This is a genomic window from Alkalilimnicola ehrlichii MLHE-1, from assembly GCF_000014785.1.
GTDB classification, from domain to species: Bacteria; Pseudomonadota; Gammaproteobacteria; order Nitrococcales; family Halorhodospiraceae; genus Alkalilimnicola; species Alkalilimnicola ehrlichii.
Window position 1 is genome coordinate 2,962,134 of sequence record NC_008340.1, and the last position, 19,085, is coordinate 2,981,218.

The 19,085-nt window shown below is 69.0% G+C and carries 22 protein-coding genes; 4 read left to right on the forward strand and 18 right to left on the reverse strand.

Features of this window, described 5'->3' with window-relative positions; genetic code table 11:
• Positions 1 to 421: 421 nt before the first annotated feature.
• The 10 genes from tatC to MLG_RS13240 all read right to left on the reverse strand — a co-directional run bounded on the left by tatC (position 422) and on the right by MLG_RS13240 (position 6,471).
• Entirely contained in the window at positions 422 to 1,210 is a 789-nt protein-coding gene (tatC, locus tag MLG_RS13195; protein ID WP_011630343.1) for a twin-arginine translocase subunit TatC, read from the reverse strand.
• Positions 1,207 to 1,746 carry a Sec-independent protein translocase protein TatB gene (gene tatB, locus MLG_RS14960; protein ID WP_011630344.1) on the reverse strand — a complete coding sequence of 180 codons (540 nt, stop codon included), beginning with the start codon at positions 1,744 to 1,746 and terminating at the stop codon, positions 1,207 to 1,209. The genes tatC and tatB overlap by 4 nt, the downstream gene beginning before the upstream one ends.
• Positions 1,747 to 1,775: 29 nt before the next feature.
• On the reverse strand, positions 1,776 to 2,048 hold the full coding sequence (gene tatA / locus MLG_RS13205) for a Sec-independent protein translocase subunit TatA (RefSeq protein ID WP_011630345.1): 273 nt from the start codon (positions 2,046 to 2,048) through the stop codon (positions 1,776 to 1,778).
• 33 nt (positions 2,049 to 2,081) lie between these two features.
• Positions 2,082 to 2,411, reverse strand: coding sequence for a phosphoribosyl-ATP diphosphatase (locus MLG_RS13210; RefSeq protein ID WP_011630346.1), 330 nt, complete (start codon positions 2,409 to 2,411; stop codon positions 2,082 to 2,084).
• Positions 2,408 to 3,205, reverse strand: coding sequence for an imidazole glycerol phosphate synthase subunit HisF (gene hisF, locus MLG_RS13215; RefSeq protein WP_011630347.1), 798 nt, complete (start codon positions 3,203 to 3,205; stop codon positions 2,408 to 2,410). The genes MLG_RS13210 and hisF overlap by 4 nt, the downstream gene beginning before the upstream one ends.
• Positions 3,202 to 3,948: a 1-(5-phosphoribosyl)-5-[(5-phosphoribosylamino)methylideneamino]imidazole-4-carboxamide isomerase gene (gene hisA, locus MLG_RS13220; protein WP_041718685.1), complete on the reverse strand. Its 747-nt coding sequence runs from the start codon at positions 3,946 to 3,948 to the stop codon at positions 3,202 to 3,204. The genes hisF and hisA overlap by 4 nt, the downstream gene beginning before the upstream one ends.
• Positions 3,949 to 3,964: 16 nt before the next feature.
• Positions 3,965 to 4,609, reverse strand: coding sequence for an imidazole glycerol phosphate synthase subunit HisH (gene hisH / locus MLG_RS13225; RefSeq protein WP_011630349.1), 645 nt, complete (start codon positions 4,607 to 4,609; stop codon positions 3,965 to 3,967).
• Positions 4,609 to 5,202: an imidazoleglycerol-phosphate dehydratase HisB gene (gene hisB, locus MLG_RS13230; protein WP_011630350.1), complete on the reverse strand. Its 594-nt coding sequence runs from the start codon at positions 5,200 to 5,202 to the stop codon at positions 4,609 to 4,611. The genes hisH and hisB overlap by 1 nt, the downstream gene beginning before the upstream one ends.
• A 126-nt stretch (positions 5,203 to 5,328) precedes the next feature.
• Positions 5,329 to 5,781 carry a D-aminoacyl-tRNA deacylase gene (gene dtd / locus MLG_RS13235; RefSeq protein WP_011630351.1) on the reverse strand — a complete coding sequence of 151 codons (453 nt, stop codon included), beginning with the start codon at positions 5,779 to 5,781 and terminating at the stop codon, positions 5,329 to 5,331.
• Between the two features lie 132 nt (positions 5,782 to 5,913).
• A complete protein-coding gene (locus MLG_RS13240; RefSeq protein ID WP_011630352.1) occupies positions 5,914 to 6,471 on the reverse strand; it encodes a hypothetical protein in 558 nt (185 codons plus the stop codon).
• 165 nt (positions 6,472 to 6,636) lie between these two features.
• Between MLG_RS13240 and MLG_RS13245 the strand changes: the two genes are divergently transcribed.
• Positions 6,637 to 7,533: a lysophospholipid acyltransferase family protein gene (locus MLG_RS13245; RefSeq protein WP_041718077.1), complete on the forward strand. Its 897-nt coding sequence runs from the start codon at positions 6,637 to 6,639 to the stop codon at positions 7,531 to 7,533.
• A 16-nt stretch (positions 7,534 to 7,549) separates the two neighbouring features.
• On the opposite strand, the gene MLG_RS13250 is transcribed toward MLG_RS13245, so the two are convergent.
• Genes MLG_RS13250 through def form a run of 8 tightly spaced genes read right to left on the reverse strand, consistent with a single transcriptional unit; the run spans position 7,550 to position 16,227 of the window.
• Entirely contained in the window at positions 7,550 to 7,873 is a 324-nt protein-coding gene (locus tag MLG_RS13250; protein ID WP_011630354.1) for a tetratricopeptide repeat protein, read from the reverse strand.
• Positions 7,874 to 7,907: 34 nt separating this feature from the next.
• Positions 7,908 to 9,284 (reverse strand): Trk system potassium transporter TrkA, encoded by a 1,377-nt coding sequence (trkA, locus tag MLG_RS13255; RefSeq protein ID WP_011630355.1) that lies wholly within the window; start codon positions 9,282 to 9,284, stop codon positions 7,908 to 7,910.
• 13 nt (positions 9,285 to 9,297) lie between these two features.
• Positions 9,298 to 10,668 (reverse strand): sigma-54-dependent transcriptional regulator, encoded by a 1,371-nt coding sequence (locus tag MLG_RS13260; protein ID WP_011630356.1) that lies wholly within the window; start codon positions 10,666 to 10,668, stop codon positions 9,298 to 9,300.
• A 6-nt stretch (positions 10,669 to 10,674) separates the two neighbouring features.
• A complete protein-coding gene (locus tag MLG_RS13265) occupies positions 10,675 to 12,864 on the reverse strand; it encodes a sensor histidine kinase (protein WP_011630357.1) in 2,190 nt (729 codons plus the stop codon).
• A complete protein-coding gene (locus tag MLG_RS13270) occupies positions 12,846 to 13,436 on the reverse strand; it encodes a DUF4390 domain-containing protein (protein WP_011630358.1) in 591 nt (196 codons plus the stop codon). The genes MLG_RS13265 and MLG_RS13270 overlap by 19 nt, the downstream gene beginning before the upstream one ends.
• Positions 13,433 to 14,716 carry a 16S rRNA (cytosine(967)-C(5))-methyltransferase RsmB gene (rsmB, locus tag MLG_RS13275; protein ID WP_049753600.1) on the reverse strand — a complete coding sequence of 428 codons (1,284 nt, stop codon included), beginning with the start codon at positions 14,714 to 14,716 and terminating at the stop codon, positions 13,433 to 13,435. The genes MLG_RS13270 and rsmB overlap by 4 nt, the downstream gene beginning before the upstream one ends.
• A gap of 33 nt (positions 14,717 to 14,749) precedes the next feature.
• Positions 14,750 to 15,694, reverse strand: coding sequence for a methionyl-tRNA formyltransferase (fmt, locus tag MLG_RS13280; protein ID WP_011630360.1), 945 nt, complete (start codon positions 15,692 to 15,694; stop codon positions 14,750 to 14,752).
• Positions 15,691 to 16,227 carry a peptide deformylase gene (gene def / locus MLG_RS13285; RefSeq protein ID WP_011630361.1) on the reverse strand — a complete coding sequence of 179 codons (537 nt, stop codon included), beginning with the start codon at positions 16,225 to 16,227 and terminating at the stop codon, positions 15,691 to 15,693. The genes fmt and def overlap by 4 nt, the downstream gene beginning before the upstream one ends.
• A 167-nt stretch (positions 16,228 to 16,394) precedes the next feature.
• Here def and MLG_RS13290 point away from each other — a divergent pair, with 167 nt between their 5' ends.
• The 3 genes from MLG_RS13290 to MLG_RS13300 are packed head-to-tail and all read left to right on the forward strand — an operon-like array spanning position 16,395 to position 19,047.
• A complete protein-coding gene (locus tag MLG_RS13290) occupies positions 16,395 to 17,411 on the forward strand; it encodes a LysM peptidoglycan-binding domain-containing protein (protein ID WP_011630362.1) in 1,017 nt (338 codons plus the stop codon).
• A gap of 23 nt (positions 17,412 to 17,434) precedes the next feature.
• Positions 17,435 to 18,574, forward strand: a complete 1,140-nt coding sequence (gene dprA / locus MLG_RS13295; RefSeq protein ID WP_011630363.1) for a DNA-processing protein DprA — start codon at positions 17,435 to 17,437, stop codon at positions 18,572 to 18,574.
• Positions 18,574 to 19,047, forward strand: a complete 474-nt coding sequence (locus MLG_RS13300) for a DUF494 domain-containing protein (RefSeq protein ID WP_011630364.1) — start codon at positions 18,574 to 18,576, stop codon at positions 19,045 to 19,047. The genes dprA and MLG_RS13300 overlap by 1 nt, the downstream gene beginning before the upstream one ends.
• Positions 19,048 to 19,085: the final 38 nt, after the last annotated feature.

Here is a 19,085-nt window from a genome sequence, read left to right on the forward strand (position 1 = left end):
GATCACGCCCTCTCCCGCGGCACATCGCAGGGCAGGGAACGGGCGATGACCCAGGCCAGCAGGGGACAAAGACCCTGGGGGGTAGCCCCGTGGGGAGGGGGAAACGGCGTCGGTGTGGCGGTCTCTTGCTGCATCTCGGGTGCGGATGCCTCCAGACGTGGGCGCCGGTCTGTCGCGGGCGCCACGTTCTTCTCCTCGTTTACCCATCCGGATTATGTTCTGGCAATGATGTGTTCCGGCCACGCCGGCCTTGGCGGAAAACCGCCAGGATGAGCGCTGCCGGACAACATTTAAATTAATTGTAGGCCGCATCGGCAACGACTGCCGGCGGCTGCCAGAACGCTGTTGTTATGCGCTATAAAATAACCCGTAAGGGCCCGTTCGCGCAAGGTGCTGCCGCAGTGCAGCAACCGCCAGACCGCTAGTCCACCCGCTCCTCGGGGGTTGCAGTCCGCCGCGCCAGGAGGATCCCCAACTCGTAAAGCAGGTAGACGGGGACCGCCAGCAGCACTTGCGAGATCACGTCCGGCGGGGTCAACAGCATGCCCAGGACGAAGGCCCCGACGATAACATAGGGCCGCTTGGCTGCCAGCGCCTCCCGCGTGGTGGCCCCGGTGCGCACCATCAGGATGGTGGCCACCGGCACCTGGAACGCCACACCAAAGGCAAAAAAGAGGGTAAGCACGAAGGACAGATATTCGCTGATATCCGTCATCATCGACACCCCTTCGGGGGTTGTGGCCGCGAAGAAGGAAAAGGCCAGCGGAAACACCACAAAGTAGGCAAACGCCGCACCCCCGTAGAACAGGAAGGTGCTGGCCACCACCAGCGGCCCCACCAGGCGGCGCTCATGCCGGTAGAGGCCGGGGGCCACAAAGGCCCAGGCCTGGTAGAGGGTATAGGGGATGGTGAGGAAGATGGCCGCCACCAGGGCCAGCTTCATCGGGATCAGGAAGGGCGAGGCCACCTTGATGGCGATCATCGAGGTGCCCTCCGGCAGCACCGCCCGCAGCGGTCCGGAGACAAACTGGTAGATCTCGTCGGCAAAGGGATAGAGCGCCAGAAAGGCGACCAGGATCACCACCACCGCGCGGAACAGTCGGCTGCGCAACTCCAGCAGGTGGCTCAGCAGCGGCTGGTCCTCCAAGGCCTCCTGGTTGGAATCCCGTTGCTGGTCGTCGCGATCCCGGTCCGGGGAACGGTCACTCACTGACGCTTCTCCTCACCACCACCGCCCTGCCCTTTGCGGGCCGTGTCCTCGCTCTGCTGCGCCGGCGCGGCCTCGGCTGGCTCACCGCGCTCACCCGCAGCCGTCCGCCCGCCGCCGGCCGGCGGCTGGTCGCTGCCCCGCTGGTCGGTCAGGCCGGACGGGTCGCCGGCGCCCGCTGAGCGGGCGTCATCGCCCCCGGCCCCGGAGGCTGCTCCCTTCGCCGCATCATCCGCCTGCCGGCCGACGTCGCGGAAGGTCTTGCCGACGCCATCGGCCTCCGCCTCGAAGCGTCGGGCGTTCTTCTCCACGTCCTTGCGCACCTTGTCCACATCCTTGCGCACCGACTCGGTGGCCTTGCGCATCTCCTCGACCTGCAATTCGCGCTCCACCTCCGACTTCGCCGCGTTGAAGGCCGCGCGGGCCTTGCCCATGTAGAGCCCGGCCATGCGCACGGCCCGCGCCATCCGCTCCGGTCCGAGGATCAGCAGGCCGATGAGCATGATGATGAGGACCTCCCAGAAACCAAGGTCAAACATGGGCGGCGTCCTCGCTCAGCGGCGTCGGTTCAGGAGGAGTGACGATCGCGGGGCTGCTCGCTACGCTCACCCTCGATGGTGTGGCCCTCGCCGGATTCCTTTTCCTCCTCCGGCGGCTGCTCCAGCTTGGAGGGTTCGGACTTCTCCCCCTCCTTGGCGCCTTCCTCGCCCTCCTTCATGGCGTCCTTGAAGCCCTTGATGGCACCGCCCATGTCGGTGCCCATGTTGCGCAGCTTCTTGGTGCCGAACACCAGCAGCACGATCAGCAAAACAATCAGCAAGGTCCAGGGGCTGATACCCATAATAAACTCCTCCGGGGCCCGGGGCCCGCTCTACTACTGCCCGTTACGGGCCGCTTTTTCGTCGATGCCGGACAACCCGAATCGACGCTCAAGTTCCGCCAGCACGTCGTCCGGCCCGGCATCACAGGCCGACAACATGATTAGGCTATGGAACCACAGATCGGCGGTTTCATAAATGACCTGTGAACGATCCCCCCCCTTGGCCGCCACCACCGCCTCGGTGGCCTCCTCGCCGACCTTCTTGAGGATGGCGTCCAGCCCCTTGTGGTGCAGCTTCGCCACATAGGAGGTGGCCGGGTCCGCCTGCCGGCGCTCTTCCAGCACCTCGGCCAGGGCCTTGAGGATATCGCGTTGTTCACTCATACGTCGGTCCGCTCGTCGCCGGTGATGCGCACCGTGATGCCGCGCTCGGCCATCAGCCGCTTGGCCTCGGCCACGGTGTAGCGCCCGAAATGGAAGATGCTGGCGGCCAGTACCGCGTCGGCCCCCCCCTCCAGGACGCCGTCGGCCAGGTCCGACAGGGTGCCGACACCGCCGGAGGCGATCACCGGCACCGGCACAGCGTCGCTCACCGCCCGGGTCAGCGCCAGGTCGAACCCGGCCTGGGTGCCATCCCGGTCCATGCTGGTGAGCAGGATCTCGCCCGCACCCAGTTCGGCCATGCGGCCCGCCCACTCGACCGCATCCAGACCGGTCGCCTTGCGACCACCGTGGGTGAACACCTCCCAGCGCGCCGGCTCGTCCGCCCGGCTGACCTGCTTGGCGTCCACCGCCACCACGATGCACTGGGAACCGAAGCGCTCGGCGGCCTCGGCCACGAACTCGGGCCGGGCCACCGCGGCGGTGTTGATGCCGACCTTGTCGGCACCGGCATTGAGCATGCGGCGGATGTCCGCCACCTCGCGGATCCCACCACCCACCGTGAGCGGGATGAAGACCTGGCTGGCCACCTTCTCCACCACCTGCACCATGGTATCGCGCCGCTCGTGGCTAGCGGTAATGTCCAGGAAGGTGATCTCGTCGGCGCCCATGGCGTCGTACCGCCGGGCGATCTCCACCGGGTCGCCGGCATCGCGGATGTCCACGAACTTGACGCCCTTGACCACCCGGCCGCCGTCCACGTCCAGACAGGGGATAATGCGCTTGGCGACGGTCACGGCTTCACCCCGCAGAGCTCGTCGGCCAACCCCTGGGCCTCGGCCAGATCCAGGCTGCCCTCGTAGAGCGCCCGGCCGACAATGGCCCCGCTGATGCCGTCACCGGCGGCGGCACACAGCGCGCGCACATCCTCCAGGCTGGACACGCCTCCGGAGGCGATCACCGGGATGGTGATGGCGCGGGCCAGCTCACGGGTGGCCTCGATATTCACCCCTTTCATCATGCCGTCACGGCCGATGTCGGTGAAGACAATGGCATTGACCCCGGCGGCCTCGAACCGGCGGGCCAGGTCCACCGCTCGCACCTCGGAGACCTGCTCCCAGCCGTCGGTGGCCACCCGGCCGTCACGGGCGTCCAGGCCGACGATGATATGCCCGGGGAAGGCCTGACAGGCCTCGGTGACGAACTCCGGCCGGCGCACCGCCTGGGTGCCGATGATCAGATCATCCACCCCGGCCTCGCGGTAGCCGCGGATGGTGTCCAGGTCACGGATGCCGCCGCCCACCTGGATGCGCAGGTCAGGATAGCGGGTGGCGATGCGGTGGATGATCTCGGCATTGACCGGCTTGCCGGCGACCGCACCGTTGAGATCCACCAGGTGCAGGCGCCGGGTACCGGCGGCCACCCAGCGACCGGCCATGGCAACGGGGTCGTCGGAGAAGACCGTCTCATCGTCCATGCGCCCCTGGCGCAGGCGGACGCAGCGGCCGTCCTTGAGATCGATGGCGGGTATCAGCTGCATGGCATCACTCATCCGTTTACTCACTGCCGTCCCAGCGCAGGAAGTTGCCCAGCAGTATCAGGCCCGGGCGCTGGCTCTTCTCCGGGTGGAACTGGGTGGCGAAGACATTGCCGCGGGCGAGGGCGCTGGCAAATGTCAACCCGTACTCGGTTTGCCCGGCCACCCACTTATCCCGCTCCGGCGCCACGTAATAGCTGTGCACGAAGTAAAACCAGCTGCGGTCGGGGATGTCCGCCCACAGTGGATGGTCCTGCACCTGGTGCACCTGATTCCACCCCATGTGCGGCACCTTCAGCCGGCGGCCCTCCGGGTCCTGCCGATCGGCGGGGAAACGGCGCACCTCACCGGGCAGGATATCCAGCGCCTCGGTGCCTGCGTTCTCCTCGCTGCGGCTCAGCAGCGCCTGCATGCCCAGGCAGACCCCCAGGAAGGGTTTGCTCCGGGCCGACTCGCGCAGCACCTCCACCAACTCGAGGCGCTGCAGCTCGCTCATACAGTCACGGATGGCCCCCACCCCCGGGAAGACCACCCGTTCCGCCCGGCGCACCTCGTCAGCGTCGGAGGTGATGCGCACCCGGCCGCTGCCGCCGGCAGACTCCAGGGCGCGCGAGACCGAACGCAGGTTGCCCATGCCGTAGTCCACCACTGCCACCAGGCCCATTACAGCGCCCCCTTTGTAGAGGGAATGCGGTCGGCCTGGCGCGGGTCGGCTTCGGCGGCCATTCGCAGCGCCCGGCCCAGCGCCTTGAACACCGTCTCTGCCTGATGGTGGGCGTTGATGCCCCGCAGGTTGTCCACGTGCAGGGTCAACGCGGCGTGATTGACCAGACCCTGGAAGAATTCCTGGAACAGGTCCACGTCGAACTGGCCGATGCGGGCGCGTACGAAATCCACGTGGAACTGCAGCCCGGGGCGGCCGGAGAAGTCCACTACCACCCGCGAGAGGGCCTCGTCCAGCGGCACATAGGCGTGGCCATACCGGCGAATGCCCTTCTTGTCACCGAGGGCCTGGGCCAAGGCCTGGCCCAAGGTAATGCCGACGTCCTCCACCGTGTGGTGGTCGTCGATATGGGTGTCGCCGTCGGCCTCGATATCCAGGTCGATCAGGCCGTGGCGGGCCACTTGGTCGAGCATGTGCTCCATAAAGGGCACGCCGATGCGAATACGGGATTCGCCGGTGCCGTCCAGGTCCAGCCGCACCTTCACCCGCGTTTCCAGGGTGTCGCGCTGCACCTCGGCGCTGCGATTCATCATGATGGGGTGCTCACCTGTGAAAGGGTCATGCCAGAGGGCGTTTTCACGATTGCGACCGCCGAGCATACCACAACCGGCGGCTGCGGCCCGCCTTCCGCCAGCCACGACGGTGATGGCGGATCCGGCTCAGGCCGCTGACGGCCGGGCCTCCAGCCAGAAGGTCACCGGGCCGTCGTTAATCAGGTGCACCTGCATGTCGGCAGCAAACCGGCCCGCCTCCACCGGCACCCCGCTCTCCCGCGCCAGCCCCAGCAGCCGATGGAACAGCGCCTCGCCCCGCTCCGGTGACGCCGCCGGGGCAAAGCTGGCCCGCATGCCCTTGCGGGTGTCCGCGGCCAGGGTGAACTGCGGCACCAACAACAGGCCGCCCCCGATGTCGCGGACCGAGCGGTTCATCCGACCCGCCTCATCCGGAAACACCCGGTAACCCAGGATGCGCTCCAGCAGGCGACGGGCCTGCGGCTCATCATCATCACGCTGCACCCCGATCAGCGCCAGTAGTCCGCGCCCGGTGCGCCCGACCACCACGCCATCCACCTCAACCCGGGCCTCCCTGACCCGCTGAATGAGTCCGATCATGACTGACGTCTGTCTCCTGAATCGCTCGACGGTCCCCCTACGCAACGGGCCGTCTCCACTGGGAGACGGCCCGTCAACTCAGCCGGACTGCCCCGGGGGGCCATCTAACCGCCCCTCCGGGACACACGCCGGTCAGCGCTTGCTGCGGCTGCCGCCCTTGGGCGGCGCCTTAGTCGCTTTGCTACTCTCGACACCGGTTTCGGCACCCATCTGGGTGGCGGTCTTGGACAGCTCGGTCAGGGCGTCCTGGGCCCGTTGGGTGGCCTCCTGCCAGGCCTGCAACACCCGCCGGCCTTCCTCATCCCAGTTGCCGCCCATGTTCGAGGGGTCGACACTACGGGCACTTTCAAACCAGGCATTCCAGAGCTGGCCCTGGGCCTCGGTCCAGGCCTTCATCATCTCCTGCACCTGCTGCACCCACTGGGAGACCGCCTCCGGGGTCTGACCGTCCTTCTCCAGCGCCTCGGCCCAGTGCCGGCTCCACTGGCTCTGCGCCTCCAGGGCATCGCGGACCGCCTGCTCCCAGGCCTCCAGATTCCGCTGGTATTCCCGCTGCACGGTTTCCATACCCTCCGCGGAACCACCGGGTGCACCCATCCCCTTCATGGCCTGCAGCCAGCTGTCCCACATCTGCTGCTGCATGCTGGTCCAGTTCTGGACCATGTCTTCCATCTGCTTATTCCAGCTCATTATCGGTGACTCCTTCAGTTGCCGTCGGGCTGAATCGGCGCGTGCTCGCCCAAGTACCGCACGTCCTCCCGGGAAAGTCTAACGCCTGAAGGCCATTCCGCCAGACTTGCAAGCACGCTGCAGTCCGGGTTAGCTATGCCACCGTCGCCCGACGCCGTGAATGCCATGAACCGATCAACCCTGCTGCACCTGCTGCTCACCGCCCTGTCGCTGCTCCCGCTTGCGGTCATGCACCGCCTGGGTGCGGCCCTGGGCCCGTGGCTGACCCGCCCGGGCAGTCGCTCCGGCGATGTGCTCCGGCGCAACCTCGCGATCTGCTTTCCGGACCTGCCCGAGGCCGAACGCGCCACCCTGACCCACGCCGCCCAGCGGGAGTTCGGCCGCCAGGTGCTGGAGGTGCCGGCACTGTTCCGCCGCCCGGTGGCCGAGCTCCTAAGCCGGGTCGAACGGGTAGAGGGGGCCGAGGTGCTGGACGCCGCCTACCGCCGCGGCCGCGGGGTGATCATCGCGGCCCCGCACCTGGGGTCATGGGAGTTGCTCAATCTCTGGGTGGCGCGCCACTACCCGTTGCACTTCCTTTACCGGCCCCCGCGACAGCCGGCCCTGGAGCCGATCATGGTGGCCGCCCGCAACCGCGGGGGCGGCCGGGCCCTGCCCGCCAACACCGCCGGCCTGCGCGCACTGTACAAGGCGCTGCGCGCCGGCGACGTGGTGGGCATCCTGCCGGACCAGGAACCGCCCGAGGAGGAGGGCCGCTTCGCCCCCTTCTTCGGCCGCCCGGCACTGACCATGGACCTGCCGGTGAAGCTGGCGGCCCGGCAGCGGGCCCCGGTTGTGTTCGGCTATGCCCGCAGGCTGGCACGCGGCGGGCGTTGGGTGATCCGCTTCCGGCCCGCGCCGGCGGCCATTCACGCCAGCGATGCGGCGGAGGCGCTGGCGGCCCTGAACGAGGGGGTCGAGGCCTGCGTGCGCGAGGTGCCCGAGCAGTACCTCTGGGCCTACAAGCGCTTCGCCCACGCACCGCCCGGCTGGGCGCGCGCCTACCCCAGGCGCCGGCGCTGAGATACCCGGTCGCCGGCTAGGCGCCGCGTTGCCGCTCCAGCCGCCCGAGGAAGACGCGCATCTCCTTGACCGCCTGCTTGTCGCCCTGACCCTCCGCCACGTCGATGCCACGCCGGTAAGCGGTGATCGCCTCATCCAGGCGCCCGTCCTCGGCCAGTGCGGCGGCGTACACCTTCCAGGCCGCCGAGTAGTGCTCGTCCTGCTCCAGCGCTGCCTCCAGGTGGGCAATGGCGCGCCCCGGCTCGCGCTGCTTGAGATACCCCGACCCCAGGCTCAGGCGCAGCATGGGGCTGTCGCGGCCGGTGGCCAGCATCTTCTCCAGGTTATCCAGCATGCTCATCGCGTCTCCCAGGGTCTGCTTGGTACGGGCGAACTCAGAGGAAGGTCACACCGACCGAGAACAGGCGCTCCACCTCCGGCACACGCTTCTTGTCCACCAAGAAGAGTATGACGTGATCCTCGGGCTCGATGACCAGGTCGTGGTGCGCCATCAGCACCTCATCGCCCCGGACCACCGCGCCGATGGTGGTGCCCGGCGGCAGGCGGATCTCGTCGATGGCCCGGCCGATGACCCGCGAACTGGCCGGGGTGCCGTGGGCCACCGCCTCCATGGCCTCGGCCGCACCGCGCCGCAGGGAGTGCACATTGGCCATATCACCCCGGCGGATGTGCGCCAGCAGGCTGCCGATGGTGGCCTGCTGCGGCGACACGGCGATGTCGATATCCTCGCTGGACTGGATCAGCTCCACGTAGGCGGCCCGGTTGATCAGCGCCATCACCTGGCGGGCGCCCAGGCGCTTGGCCAGCATGGCGGACAGGATGTTGGCCTCATCGTCGTTGGTCACCGCGCAGAAGACATCGGTGTTCTCGATGTTCTCCTCCAGCAGCAGCTCCTCATCGGCGGCGTCGCCCAGCAGCACGATGGCGCGCTTGAGCTCCTCGGAGATCTCCCGGGCTCGCTCCGGTGAGTGCTCGATGAGCTTGACCTGGTAGCGACGCTCCAGGGCCTGGGCCAAGCGCTTGCCGATGTTGCCACCGCCGGCGATGGTGAGCCGCTTCACCGGCTTTTCCAGCCGGCGCAGCTCACTCATGACCGCACGGATATCCTTCTTCGCGGCAATGAAAAAGACCTCGTCACCGGCCTCGATCACCGTGTCACCCTCAGGCAGGATGGGCTTGCCCCGGCGGAAGATGGCGGCCACCCGGGTGGGCGTGCCCGGCATGTGCTCGCGCAGGGTCGAGAGCTCATGTCCCACCAGCGGCCCGCCGTAATAGGCCCGCACGCAGACCAGTCGTACCCGGCCCTGGGCGAAATCCAGCACCTGTAGCGCCCCGGGGTGCTCAACCAGCCGCTGCACGTAGTCGGTGACCAGCTGTTCGGGGCTGATGATGACATCGATGGGCAGCGCGTCGGGGCTGAACAGCTGTGGATAGGTCAAATACTCCACCGCCCGGACGCGGGCGATCTTGGTGGGGGTATGGAACAGGGTGTAGGCCACCTGACAGGCGGTCATGTTGGCCTCATCCGAGTTGGTCACCGCCAGGATCATGTCCGCGTCCGGGGCACCGGCCCGTTCCAGCACCTCGGGGTAGGTGCCACTGCCGTGGACCGTACGGATATCGAGACGGTCCTGCAGATCCTGCAGCACCCCCACGCGGGTATCGACCACGGTGATGTCGTTGGCCTCGCTGGAGAGGTTCTCGGCCACGGTGCTGCCCACCTGACCGGCGCCGAGGATGATGATCTTCATACCCGCTCCCTGCTCATGCGCTCTCCCTGGGATCGATACCCAGTGCCTTGAGTTTGCGGTAGAGGTGGGTGCGTTCCATGCCGGTCAACCGGGCCAGCTGGCCCACGCTGCCCTGGGCACGACGGAGCTGCTCCTGCAGGTAGCGCCGCTCGAACGCCTCCCGGGCCTCGCGCAGGGGCAACTCCAGGTGGAGATCGGCGGACAGCCCCCGGCCGGCGCCGGTGCCCTCGCGCGCCGCCTCCTCCAGCGCCGCCTCGACCTCGTCAACGTCGATCTTCTCGCCCTCGCCCATGATCAACAGGCGTTGCACCAGATTCTCCAGCTCCCGCACATTACCCGGCCAGCTATGATTGCGCAGGCGGTTCTGCGCCGCCAGCGTGAACTCACGGTACTGCAGGCCGTCGCGCTCCACCAGCCGATTGACGTAGTACTGGAGCAGCTCGGGGACGTCCTCCACATGCTCCCGGAGCGCCGGCACCACCAGCGGCACCACGTCCAGATAGTAGTAGAAATCCTCCCGGAACCGACCGGCGCGCACGGCGTCCGCCAGCTCCACCCGGGTGCCTGCGATCAGGCGCACATCCAGGTCCACCACCCTGGCACCCCCCTGACGTTGGAACCGACCGGCCTTGAGCACGCCGAGCAGGTGCCCCTGAAGGGCTGGCTCCATCTCACAGACGTCAGCCAGATACAGGGTCCCCCCCTGCGCCAGCTCCAGGGCACCGGGGACGGTCTCGCCCTCACGCTCCAGGCCACACAGGTCGGCCACCCCCAGCCCCTCACCCAGCCCACCCGCGCTCACTTCGATAAAGGGGCCGGCCCGGCGCGGGCTGTGCTCATGGATATAGCGGGCGATGCAGCGCTTGCCCGAGCCCGCCTCACCGCGCAGCAGCACTCGGGTGTCGTGCACCGCGATCCGCCGCGCATCCTCGCGCAACCGGCGCATCGCCTGGCTTTTCCCCACCGGCTCCGGGGCCGGCTCGGCGCCCACCCCGGGCTGCGGCGGGCGCGGGCGGGCCGCCTCCAGGGCCCGCTCCACGGTCAGCAGCAGCTTGGGCATGGAGAGCGGTTTCTCGATAAAATCCCAGGCACCGAGCCGGGTCGCCTCCACCGCCGTCTCCACGGTCCCGTGGCCGGACATCATCACCACCGGGCACGCCGGCCCACCCCCCTCGGTCCACTCCTTGAGCAGGGTGACGCCGTCCACGTCGGGCATCCAGATATCGAGCAACACCAGGTCCGGCACCGGATCCCGCATGGCCTCGCGGGCGGAGGCGCCGTCATGGGCGGTACGCACGCGGTAACCCTCATCCTTGAGGATCTCCTCCACCAGGTCACGGATCTCCTGCTCGTCGTCGACAACCAGAATCTGTGCGCTACTCATTCGGCGTTACTCCCCGGGCGCACTCAGCGCGCCCTGTTCCTGAGGCAGAGGGAAGCGCATGCTGATGCAGGCCCCCCCGCCGTCGCTGTTACGGGCACTGATGCTGCCGCCATGCTCCTCGACGATCTTCTTGACGATGGGCAGCCCCAGGCCGGTCCCCCGGGCCTTGGTGGTGACATAGGGCTCGAACAGACTGGCCAGCATCTCGGCATTGAAACCCGGCCCGTTGTCGCAGACCCGCAGCCGGACCTTGCGGCCACCGGGCACATCCTCCCAATCGGTCTCCAGGCGCACGCGGGTCTCGCCCTCGGCCGCCTCCTGGGCGTTCTTGATAAGATTGTGCAGCAGCTGCCGCAGCCGGCCGGCATCGGCGCGGATCGCAGGCAACCCCTCAGCCGGCGCCATTTCCAGCACCAGCCCCGACTCCCCGCGGTAGAGCTCGGCCACCTCCGCCACCAGGGTGTTGAGATCCACCCGCTCCAGGCGCAGCCGCGGTGGCCGGGCGTACTCCGAAAAGGCGTTGACCATCTCCTTCATGGCGCTGACCTGGCGCACGATGGTACCGGTGGAACGCTCCAGCAACTCGGCGTCGCGCCCCTCCAGGCGTCCGGAGAGCTTATGGCGCAGGCGTTCGGCGGACAACTGAATGGGGGTAAGCGGGTTCTTGATCTCGTGGGCCAGGCGCCGCGCCACCTCCCCCCAGGCGGCGTCGCGCTGGGCCTGGATGAGCGTGGTGATGTCGTCGATCACGATCACGTGGCCGCCGCTCTGGCGATGCCCCGGCAGAGTGGCCCCGCTCAGCATCAGCACCCGTTCGCCCTCCTCCGCCGGCAGGGTGACCTGTTCGCGCCACTCGGTATCGCCACTGTCCAGGTGACGCACCACCACCTCGGCGAGCCCCGCCAGCCGCGGTGCGGCGGTCGCCAGCTGCTGGAGGTTGCCCCCGGTATAGCGGGTGAGCCGGACCCCCAGGATCTCCTCCAGCGCCCGGTTGCTGGTACGGAACCGGCCCTGGGCATCCAGCGCCAGCACCCCCGACGACAGCCGGCCCAGCACGGTCTCCAGGTAGGCCCGCTGCCGCTCCACCTGCGCCTGGCTGCGCCGGGCGCTGTCCCGGGTGCGGGCGATCCGGCGGCTCATATCGTTGAACGACTCGACCAGGAAGCCCAGCTCGTCCCGGCTACCCGCACGCAGCTGGGTGCCGTAATCACCGGCGGCCACCGCCCGCGTGCCCTCCGCTAGATTGCGGATGGGTGCCACCATGCGACGGGCGAGGAAGAAGGCGGTCCAGACAGCGAACAGCAGGCTGAGCAACAGCACCAGCGAGAGGGTGAGGATGAAGCTGTCTTTGAGCGGCTGGCGCAGGAAGGCGATCTCACGGTACTCACCGTAGGCCGTCTGCACCTCCTCGGCCAGCGCCCCCAGGCGCGAGGGGATGGGGAAATAGGCCTCGAGAAAGCGGGTGTCGCCGGGGCCGGCTGGCCCGCGGGTGGGCACCACCACCCGGGCCTGCAGCTCACCGTCGTCCATCGGATCCAGGGCCACATAGGGCAGCCCCTGGCGCAGCTGCAGGAGGATCTCCTCCTCCGGGCGGTGCGGCAGGGTGGCGGAAGGTTCTGCACTGCTGGTCGCGATAATCTGGCCACTGGACCGCAGCAGGGTGACCTCGGTGGCGCGTAACTGTTGCCGGAGGTCATTCAGGGTGAGGGCGGCCAGTGACTCGGGGGTGTCGGTGAGCTCCCGCCCGGCCGCCTCCACCCGGCGCAGCAGATCGCGGGTGCGCAGATCCAACGAGGCCTGGGAGAGGGTCAGGGCGTCCTCCAGGGCGTGTTCCACCCGGACGTCGAACCAACTGTCGATGCCGGCCCGCAGAAACTGCATGGAGAAGTAATAGACCACCGACACCGGAACCACCGCCAGCAACACAAACACGGCCACCAGGCGCACCGTCAAGCGGCTGCCCACCTGCCCCCGGCGCCGCTGGCGGTAGAGGCGCCAGAGATTGGCGGCGATCACGCTGAGCAGCAACACCAGGCCGATGCTGTTGACGGCAATCAGCCAGACGTAGAGCCGGCCGAAGCGCTCCGTGTTCTCGGTGGCCACCGAGAGCAGGTACAGGGAGGCCAGCAGCACGACGCAGAGGACCAGCCGCAGCCAGCCCTCGCCTCTCAGGCCGTTCAGGGCTCGACGTGCCATGTGTACCAGTCGCTCTGCAACCGCCACTGGGGTGACATATAGGCCACCGCCTGCAACGGCTGTGGCAGTGCCTCAGTGTCCAAGCGCACACGCAGTCGCACCTGGTAACGCTCACCGGCGCTCAGGTCCTCCTCCCGCGCCACCAGCAGCCCCTCGACCTCGCTGAGGGCCCGCAACAGGCTGTCAAGACGGGCGAAAGAGCGGCTCTCGCCACTGTTGAGATCGGTCAACACGAAACGGCGGCTGAGGGCGTGATAGCGGATACGGTAACGGTTGCTGAAGTTGACCACCTCGGCATCCCACCACCACCAACGGGGCTGCACGATCTCCAGTCGCAGCTCCAGGGTCAGGGGCACGCCGTTGTCCAGGGCCGCCTCGGTCTCCTCCGAGAACCGCAACCGGAGTGCGGCGCTGAGCCAGTAACTGCCCTCGTCCAGATCCAGCCCGGCCGACTCCACCTCGAACCCCGGGGCCTCGTCCGCCACCACGGGCGCCGTCCCCAGCAGGCACAGCACCGCCCACAGCCACACGCAAAGGAGCGGCGGCATCGCGCGGGGCCGTGCGGTTGTCATGGCCTGTGGAGACACGCGTAGTAGAATCCGTCCATTCCCCCGTTGCCCGCGAGGATTTGCCCGTCGTCCGCCGGGAAGCCGGGTGGCCAGCCGGCGGGCAACCACTGTGCCTCCGGGTGCGCCCGGAGGAAATGCGCCACTACCCGGCTGTTCTCGGCCTTCAGCACTGAACAAGTAGCGTAAACGAGCCGCCCCCCGGGGGCCAGCAGTCCCCACAACGCCTCCAGCAACCGCCCCTGCCCGTCGGCCAAGCGGGCGATGTCATCGGGGCGCCGCAGATGGCGGATGTCCGGGTGGCGGCGGATGACCCCGGTGCCCGAACAGGGGGCATCCAGCAGGATTCGCTGATAGGGGCGTCCGTCCCACCAGGTCTCCGGCCGGGCCGCGTCGCCAGCAAGGCAGCGGGCCTCCCGCCGCAATCGCTGCAGATTGGCGCGCACCTGCCCGAGACGGCCCTCGCTGATGTCCAGGGCGGTGAGCTCGATCCCCGGGCAGTGCTCCAGCAGGTGGCCCGTCTTGCCGCCCGGGGCGGCGCAGGCGTCCAGCACCCGCTCACCGGGGCGGCAGGCCAGCAAGGGCGCAGCCCACTGCGCCGCCTCGTCCTGCACGGACAGCCGCCCGTCCGCAAAACCGGGCAGCTCATCCACCGCGGCCGGGCGCGCCAGGGTGACCGCAGTCGGGGTCCAGGGGCTGGGCTGTGCCGGGCAGCCCGCGTCGTCCAGGGCCTGCAGGGCCTCCTCCCGGCTCCAGCGCGTGAGGTCGACCCGCAGGGTCATGGGCGGGCGCTGCTGGTTCGCCGCGGCGAGGGCCTGCCAGCGATCGGGCCAGTCCCGGCGCAGGGTATCCAGCAACCAAGCGGGCAGCGCATAGCGGGTGGCGGGGTCGGCATCCAGCGCCGGAAGCAGGCGATCCGCCTCCCGCTGGGCCCGACGAAGCACCGCGTTGATCAGCCCCCGGGCCCACCCCTTGCCCAGCCGGGGCGCCACCGCCACGGTCTCGGCCACGGCGGCGTGGGGCGGGATACGGGTCTCGAGCAATTGGTACAGGCCGCAGAGCAGCAGCCGTTGCAGATCCGCATCCTTGCCGCGCAGGGGCTTGTCCAGCAGCCGGTGGGCCAGCGCCCGCAATCGGTCGTGCCAGCGCAGGACCCCATAGCAGAGCTCCGCCAGCAGCGCGGCGTCGCGGGGGGGCAGGCCCTGCTGGGCCCTGGGCAGGGCCTGGTCCAGGGACTGATGCTGATCCAGCACCTGGCCGAGGCACTGCACCGCGCGCTGACGCACCGGTGGCTGCCCACGCGCCCGCCGCGCCACCGCTCAGCCCAGTCGTTCGCCGGCCTGCAGGGCCCGGCCGTTGAGGAATTCACGCACCCCGAGGGGGCGGCCGCCGGCGGCTTGCAGCGTCTGCAACCGCAATGCCCCTTCGCCGGCGACCACCACGATGCCGTCGCCATCGGCGCGAACCACGGTGCCCGGCGCGGCATCGCCGGCCGGAGCGGCCACCGGCTCCGCCTCCCAGACCCGCAGCACCTGGCCCTGGCAAAGGGTCTGCGCCACTGGCCAGGGGTTGAAGGCGCGGACCTGGCGGTCCAGCTGCCGGGCATCCCGGCGCCAGTCCAGCCAGGCCTCGTCCTTGCGAAGCTTATCGGCATAGCAGACGCCCGCTTCCGGCTGGGGCTGCGCAGGAAGGCGGTCGGCCAGGAGGTCGTCCAGCCGGTCGTGCAACAGTGTGCCCGCCAGGGCCGCCAGCCGGTCGTGCAGACTGCCGCCGGTCTCCCGCGGGCCGATGGGGCAGCGGGCCCGGGCCAGCACCGGCCCGGTGTCGAGCCCCGCCTCCATGCGCATCAGGCAGACGCCAGTCTCGTCGTCGCCAGCCAGGATAGCCCGTTGAATGGGGGCCGCACCGCGCCAACGGGGCAGCAGTGAGGCGTGCAGATTGACACAACCGAGGGCAGGGATCTGCAGCACCGCCTGGGGCAGGATGAGGCCGTAGGCGATCACCACCATCAGGTCCGGCGCCAACTCCGCCAACTCGGCCTGCGCCCGCGGGTCGCGCAAGCTCTCCGGTTGCCGGACCGGCAGGCCCTGGGCCTCGGCCTGCTGTTTCACCGGCGAGGGCCGGGGCCGGCGGCCGCGCCCGGCGCGCCGGTCCGGCTGGGTGTAGACCGCCACCGGCCGGTGTCCGGCCTCGAGCAGGGCCTGCAGGGAGGGGACGGCAAAATCGGGGGTGCCGGCGAAGACCAGGCGAGGGGCGCCGCTCATGCCCGCCCCGTCTGCCCGCCCACGTTCACCCGCCCCTGGCGCACCAGCTTCTCCAGTTTGCGCCGAATGCGCTTTCGCTTCAGCTCAGAGAGGTAGTCCACGAACAGTTTGCCGTCCAAGTGGTCGATCTCGTGCTGCACGCACACCGCCATCAGGCCCTCGGCCTCCTGCTCCCAGGGGCGCCCCTCGCGGTCCAGGGCGCGGAAGCGGATCCGCTCGGCGCGTTCCACGTCCTCATAGAACCCGGGGATGGACAGACAGCCCTCTTGCCCCGTGGCGGCGCCCTCCCGGTCCAGAATCTCCGGATTGATCAGGACCAGCGGTTGGCGTGCGCCCTCCTCGGCCAGGTCCATCACGACCACCCGCTGGTTGACGCCCACCTGGGTGGCCGCCAGGCCGATGCCCTGGGCGTCATACATGGTCTCCAACATGTCGTCCGCCAGCCGCCGGATGTCATCATCCACCTGCGCCACGGGGGCGGCCACCTCGCGCAGACGGGGATCGGGGTAAACCAATATATCCAGAATGGCCATGGCTCGTTGCCGCTCGACAGGGGTTGCTGCTAGCCTTAACCCGGTGAATGAATGCGTGCCGGCCCGGCGACGCCACGGATGGTGGGTCGCGCGTTCGCCGGGGGGTAACCTTAACATAGACGCGCTGAGGCGGGCCGGCAGCCTCTTGCGTACCGCAGGGAACGTCCATGCGAACAGGAAAGCTGCTCGGGCTGCTCGCCCTAATGCTGTTCAGTGTCTCGGTGCTCGCCGGCGACCTGATACGATCAGACCACCCGGAACGGTATGAAGTTCAGCGTGGCGACACCCTCTGGGACATCTCCGCCCGCTTCCTCCGGGACCCGTGGAACTGGCCGGCGATCTGGCAGGCCAATCCGGAGATAGAGAATCCCCACCTCATCTTTCCGGGCGATATCCTGCGCCTGAGCTGGGTGGACGGAGAGCCGCGCATCCAGGTCGAGGACCGGGTGGTCCGACTCTCGCCGCGGGTCCGGGAGACCGCGCTGGAGGAGGCGATCCCCACCATCCCGATGTCCGCCATCCGCCCCTTCCTCGCCCGCAGCCACATCCTTGACGAGGCCACGCTGGACGCCGCCCCCTACGTCCTCACCGGTCGCGAGGGCCGGGTGCTGAGCGCGGCCGGTGATCACATCTATGCCCGCGGCCTGACCGAGGACGCCGCCGACGCCTTCAACCTGGTTCGCCGTGGCGATCCGATTACCGACCCGGACACCGGGGAGACGTTGGGCTACGAGGCCATCGACCTGGGTGACGCCGAATTGCTGAGCAACGGCGACCCGGCGACCCTCCAGGTCACCCGCAGCAGCCGCGAGATCCGCGCCGGGGACCGGCTGGTGGAGGGCATCACCGAACTGCGCCGGGCGCAGCTCACGCTGGGTGTGCCGGACGACCCGGATTTTGCGGGACGTATCGTGCACGTGCTGGACGGTGTGCGCCAGGTGGGCCAGTTCAGCGTCGTGGTGGTCAACCGCGGCGCCGAGGACGGCCTGGAACCCGGCCACGTGCTGAGGGTCTTCAGCGCCACCGAAACCGCCCGGGATCCGGTCACCCGCGAGGTGGTGGAACTGCCCGAGGAGGACGCCGGCGACCTGGTGATCTTCCGGAGCATGGACCGGCTGTCACTGGGCCTGGTCATGGAGGCGCGCCGCCCCATGCAGGTCCTGGACAAGGTGCGCCGGCCCTGAGTACGGGCACGCGCGCCCACGCTGTGGTGCAAGATCCCGAACTGCGGGCCCGGCTGGCGCTCTGGCGCGTCCCCGGACTGGGCGCACGCGGCTGGTGGCGGCTGATCGACCATTTCGGCAGCCCCCGACACGTCCTGGCGGCCCCGCCGGCCGAACTGCACCGCTGCGGGCTGCCGGCGGCGGTGGTGGAGGCGATCCACGCCGCCACCCCGGAGAGCGCCGACCCGGACCTGCGCTGGCTGGAGGCAGACCCCCGCCACCACGTGCTCAGCCCGGGCGTGGACCCCGCCTACCCAACGCGTCTGGCGGAGCTGGCCGACGCCCCGCCGCTGCTCTTCGTCAAGGGCGACCCGGAGCTCTTGAGCTGGCCTCAGCTCGCCATCGTAGGCAGCCGCAACCCCACCCACAACGGCCAGGAATTGGCCCGGGATTTCGCCCAGACCCTGGCCGGGCGCGGTCTTGGCGTCACCAGCGGCCTGGCCCAGGGCATCGACACTGCCGCACACCAGGGCGCGTTGGAGGCCGGTGGTGTCACCGTCGCGGTGATGGGCACCGGGCCCGACCGGATCTACCCGGCGCGCAACCGCGCGCTCGCCCACCGGGTCGCCGCCGAGGGGGCGCTGGTCACCGAGCTGCCACCGGGGGTGGGCGTGCGCCGCAGCCACTTCCCCCGTCGCAACCGGGTGATCAGCGGCCTCTCGCTGGGCACCCTGGTGGTCGAGGCCAGCCTCAACAGCGGCTCACTGATCACCGCCTACCAGGCGCTGGACCAGGGGCGCGATGTCTTTGCCATCCCGGGCTCCATCCACAGCCCGCTGGCCCGCGGCTGCCATCGGCTGATCCGCGACGGCGCCCGGCTGGTGGAGTCGGTGGCCGACATCCTGGAGGAACTGGATGTTCAGCAGGCCCTGCCGCTGGCCATCCCCGACAGGACAGCCGGGGTGACGGCCGACAATGGCGGCTCCGATGCGGGGCCCGATCCGGAATACGCCGCCCTGCTTGAGGCCATGGGTCACGACCCTGTGGCCCTGGACACCCTGGTCGGCCGGTGCGGATTGACGGCCGATGCCGTTTCCTCCATGCTGCTGCTACTGGAGCTGCAGGGGCGGGTTCAGGCCTTGCCTGGCGGCCGCTACCAGCGCACGGGGCCAGAGGACGTGTGATGAAGCAAAGCATTTTCGAAGTACTGATCTACCTGTTCGAGAACTACCTCGCCAACGACGACGAGCCCAGCCCCGACCGCGATTCCCTCGAATCCGAACTCTTCGAAGCCGGCTTCACACCGCTGGAGATCCGCAAGGCGTTCGACTGGCTGGACGGTCTGGCGGACAGCCGCAATATGCCGGCAACGGTGACCGGCGACCGGGCCATCCGCGTTTACCATGAGCGCGAGACCGTGCGCCTGGATGTGGAAAGCCGAGGCTTCATCCTGTTCCTGGAACAGGCCGGTATTCTCGACCGCGCCGGGCGTGAGCTGGTGATCGACCGGCTCATGGCGCTGGAAGACGACGACGTGGATCTGGACACGGTCAAATGGGTGGTCCTGATGGTGCTGTTCAACCAGCCGGGCCAGGAGGAGGCCTTCAACTGGATGGAAGACCTCCTGTTTGACAACCCAGTGCATCTCGTGCATTAAATCTCCGCTCGTCGCCTCCCCCATTCATTCTGAAAGCC

Coding starts and splice junctions, on each gene's coding strand:
- trkA (WP_011630355.1), bottom strand. CDS start 9,284: ATGAAGATCATCATCCTCGGCGCCGGTCAGGTGGGCAGCACCGTGGCC.
- tatA (WP_011630345.1), bottom strand. CDS start 2,048: ATGGGTATCAGCCCCTGGACCTTGCTGATTGTTTTGCTGATCGTGCTG.
- MLG_RS13290 (WP_011630362.1), top strand. CDS start 16,395: ATGCGAACAGGAAAGCTGCTCGGGCTGCTCGCCCTAATGCTGTTCAGT.
- def (WP_011630361.1), bottom strand. CDS start 16,227: ATGGCCATTCTGGATATATTGGTTTACCCCGATCCCCGTCTGCGCGAG.
- fmt (WP_011630360.1), bottom strand. CDS start 15,694: ATGAGCGGCGCCCCTCGCCTGGTCTTCGCCGGCACCCCCGATTTTGCC.
- MLG_RS13245 (WP_041718077.1), top strand. CDS start 6,637: ATGAACCGATCAACCCTGCTGCACCTGCTGCTCACCGCCCTGTCGCTG.
- MLG_RS13260 (WP_011630356.1), bottom strand. CDS start 10,668: ATGAGTAGCGCACAGATTCTGGTTGTCGACGACGAGCAGGAGATCCGT.
- MLG_RS13210 (WP_011630346.1), bottom strand. CDS start 2,411: ATGAGTGAACAACGCGATATCCTCAAGGCCCTGGCCGAGGTGCTGGAA.
- MLG_RS13265 (WP_011630357.1), bottom strand. CDS start 12,864: ATGGCACGTCGAGCCCTGAACGGCCTGAGAGGCGAGGGCTGGCTGCGG.
- MLG_RS13250 (WP_011630354.1), bottom strand. CDS start 7,873: ATGAGCATGCTGGATAACCTGGAGAAGATGCTGGCCACCGGCCGCGAC.
- hisB (WP_011630350.1), bottom strand. CDS start 5,202: ATGATGAATCGCAGCGCCGAGGTGCAGCGCGACACCCTGGAAACGCGG.
- hisA (WP_041718685.1), bottom strand. CDS start 3,948: ATGCAGCTGATACCCGCCATCGATCTCAAGGACGGCCGCTGCGTCCGC.
- dtd (WP_011630351.1), bottom strand. CDS start 5,781: ATGATCGGACTCATTCAGCGGGTCAGGGAGGCCCGGGTTGAGGTGGAT.
- MLG_RS13300 (WP_011630364.1), top strand. CDS start 18,574: ATGAAGCAAAGCATTTTCGAAGTACTGATCTACCTGTTCGAGAACTAC.
- MLG_RS13270 (WP_011630358.1), bottom strand. CDS start 13,436: ATGACAACCGCACGGCCCCGCGCGATGCCGCCGCTCCTTTGCGTGTGG.
- MLG_RS13240 (WP_011630352.1), bottom strand. CDS start 6,471: ATGAGCTGGAATAAGCAGATGGAAGACATGGTCCAGAACTGGACCAGC.
- tatB (WP_011630344.1), bottom strand. CDS start 1,746: ATGTTTGACCTTGGTTTCTGGGAGGTCCTCATCATCATGCTCATCGGC.
- hisH (WP_011630349.1), bottom strand. CDS start 4,609: ATGGGCCTGGTGGCAGTGGTGGACTACGGCATGGGCAACCTGCGTTCG.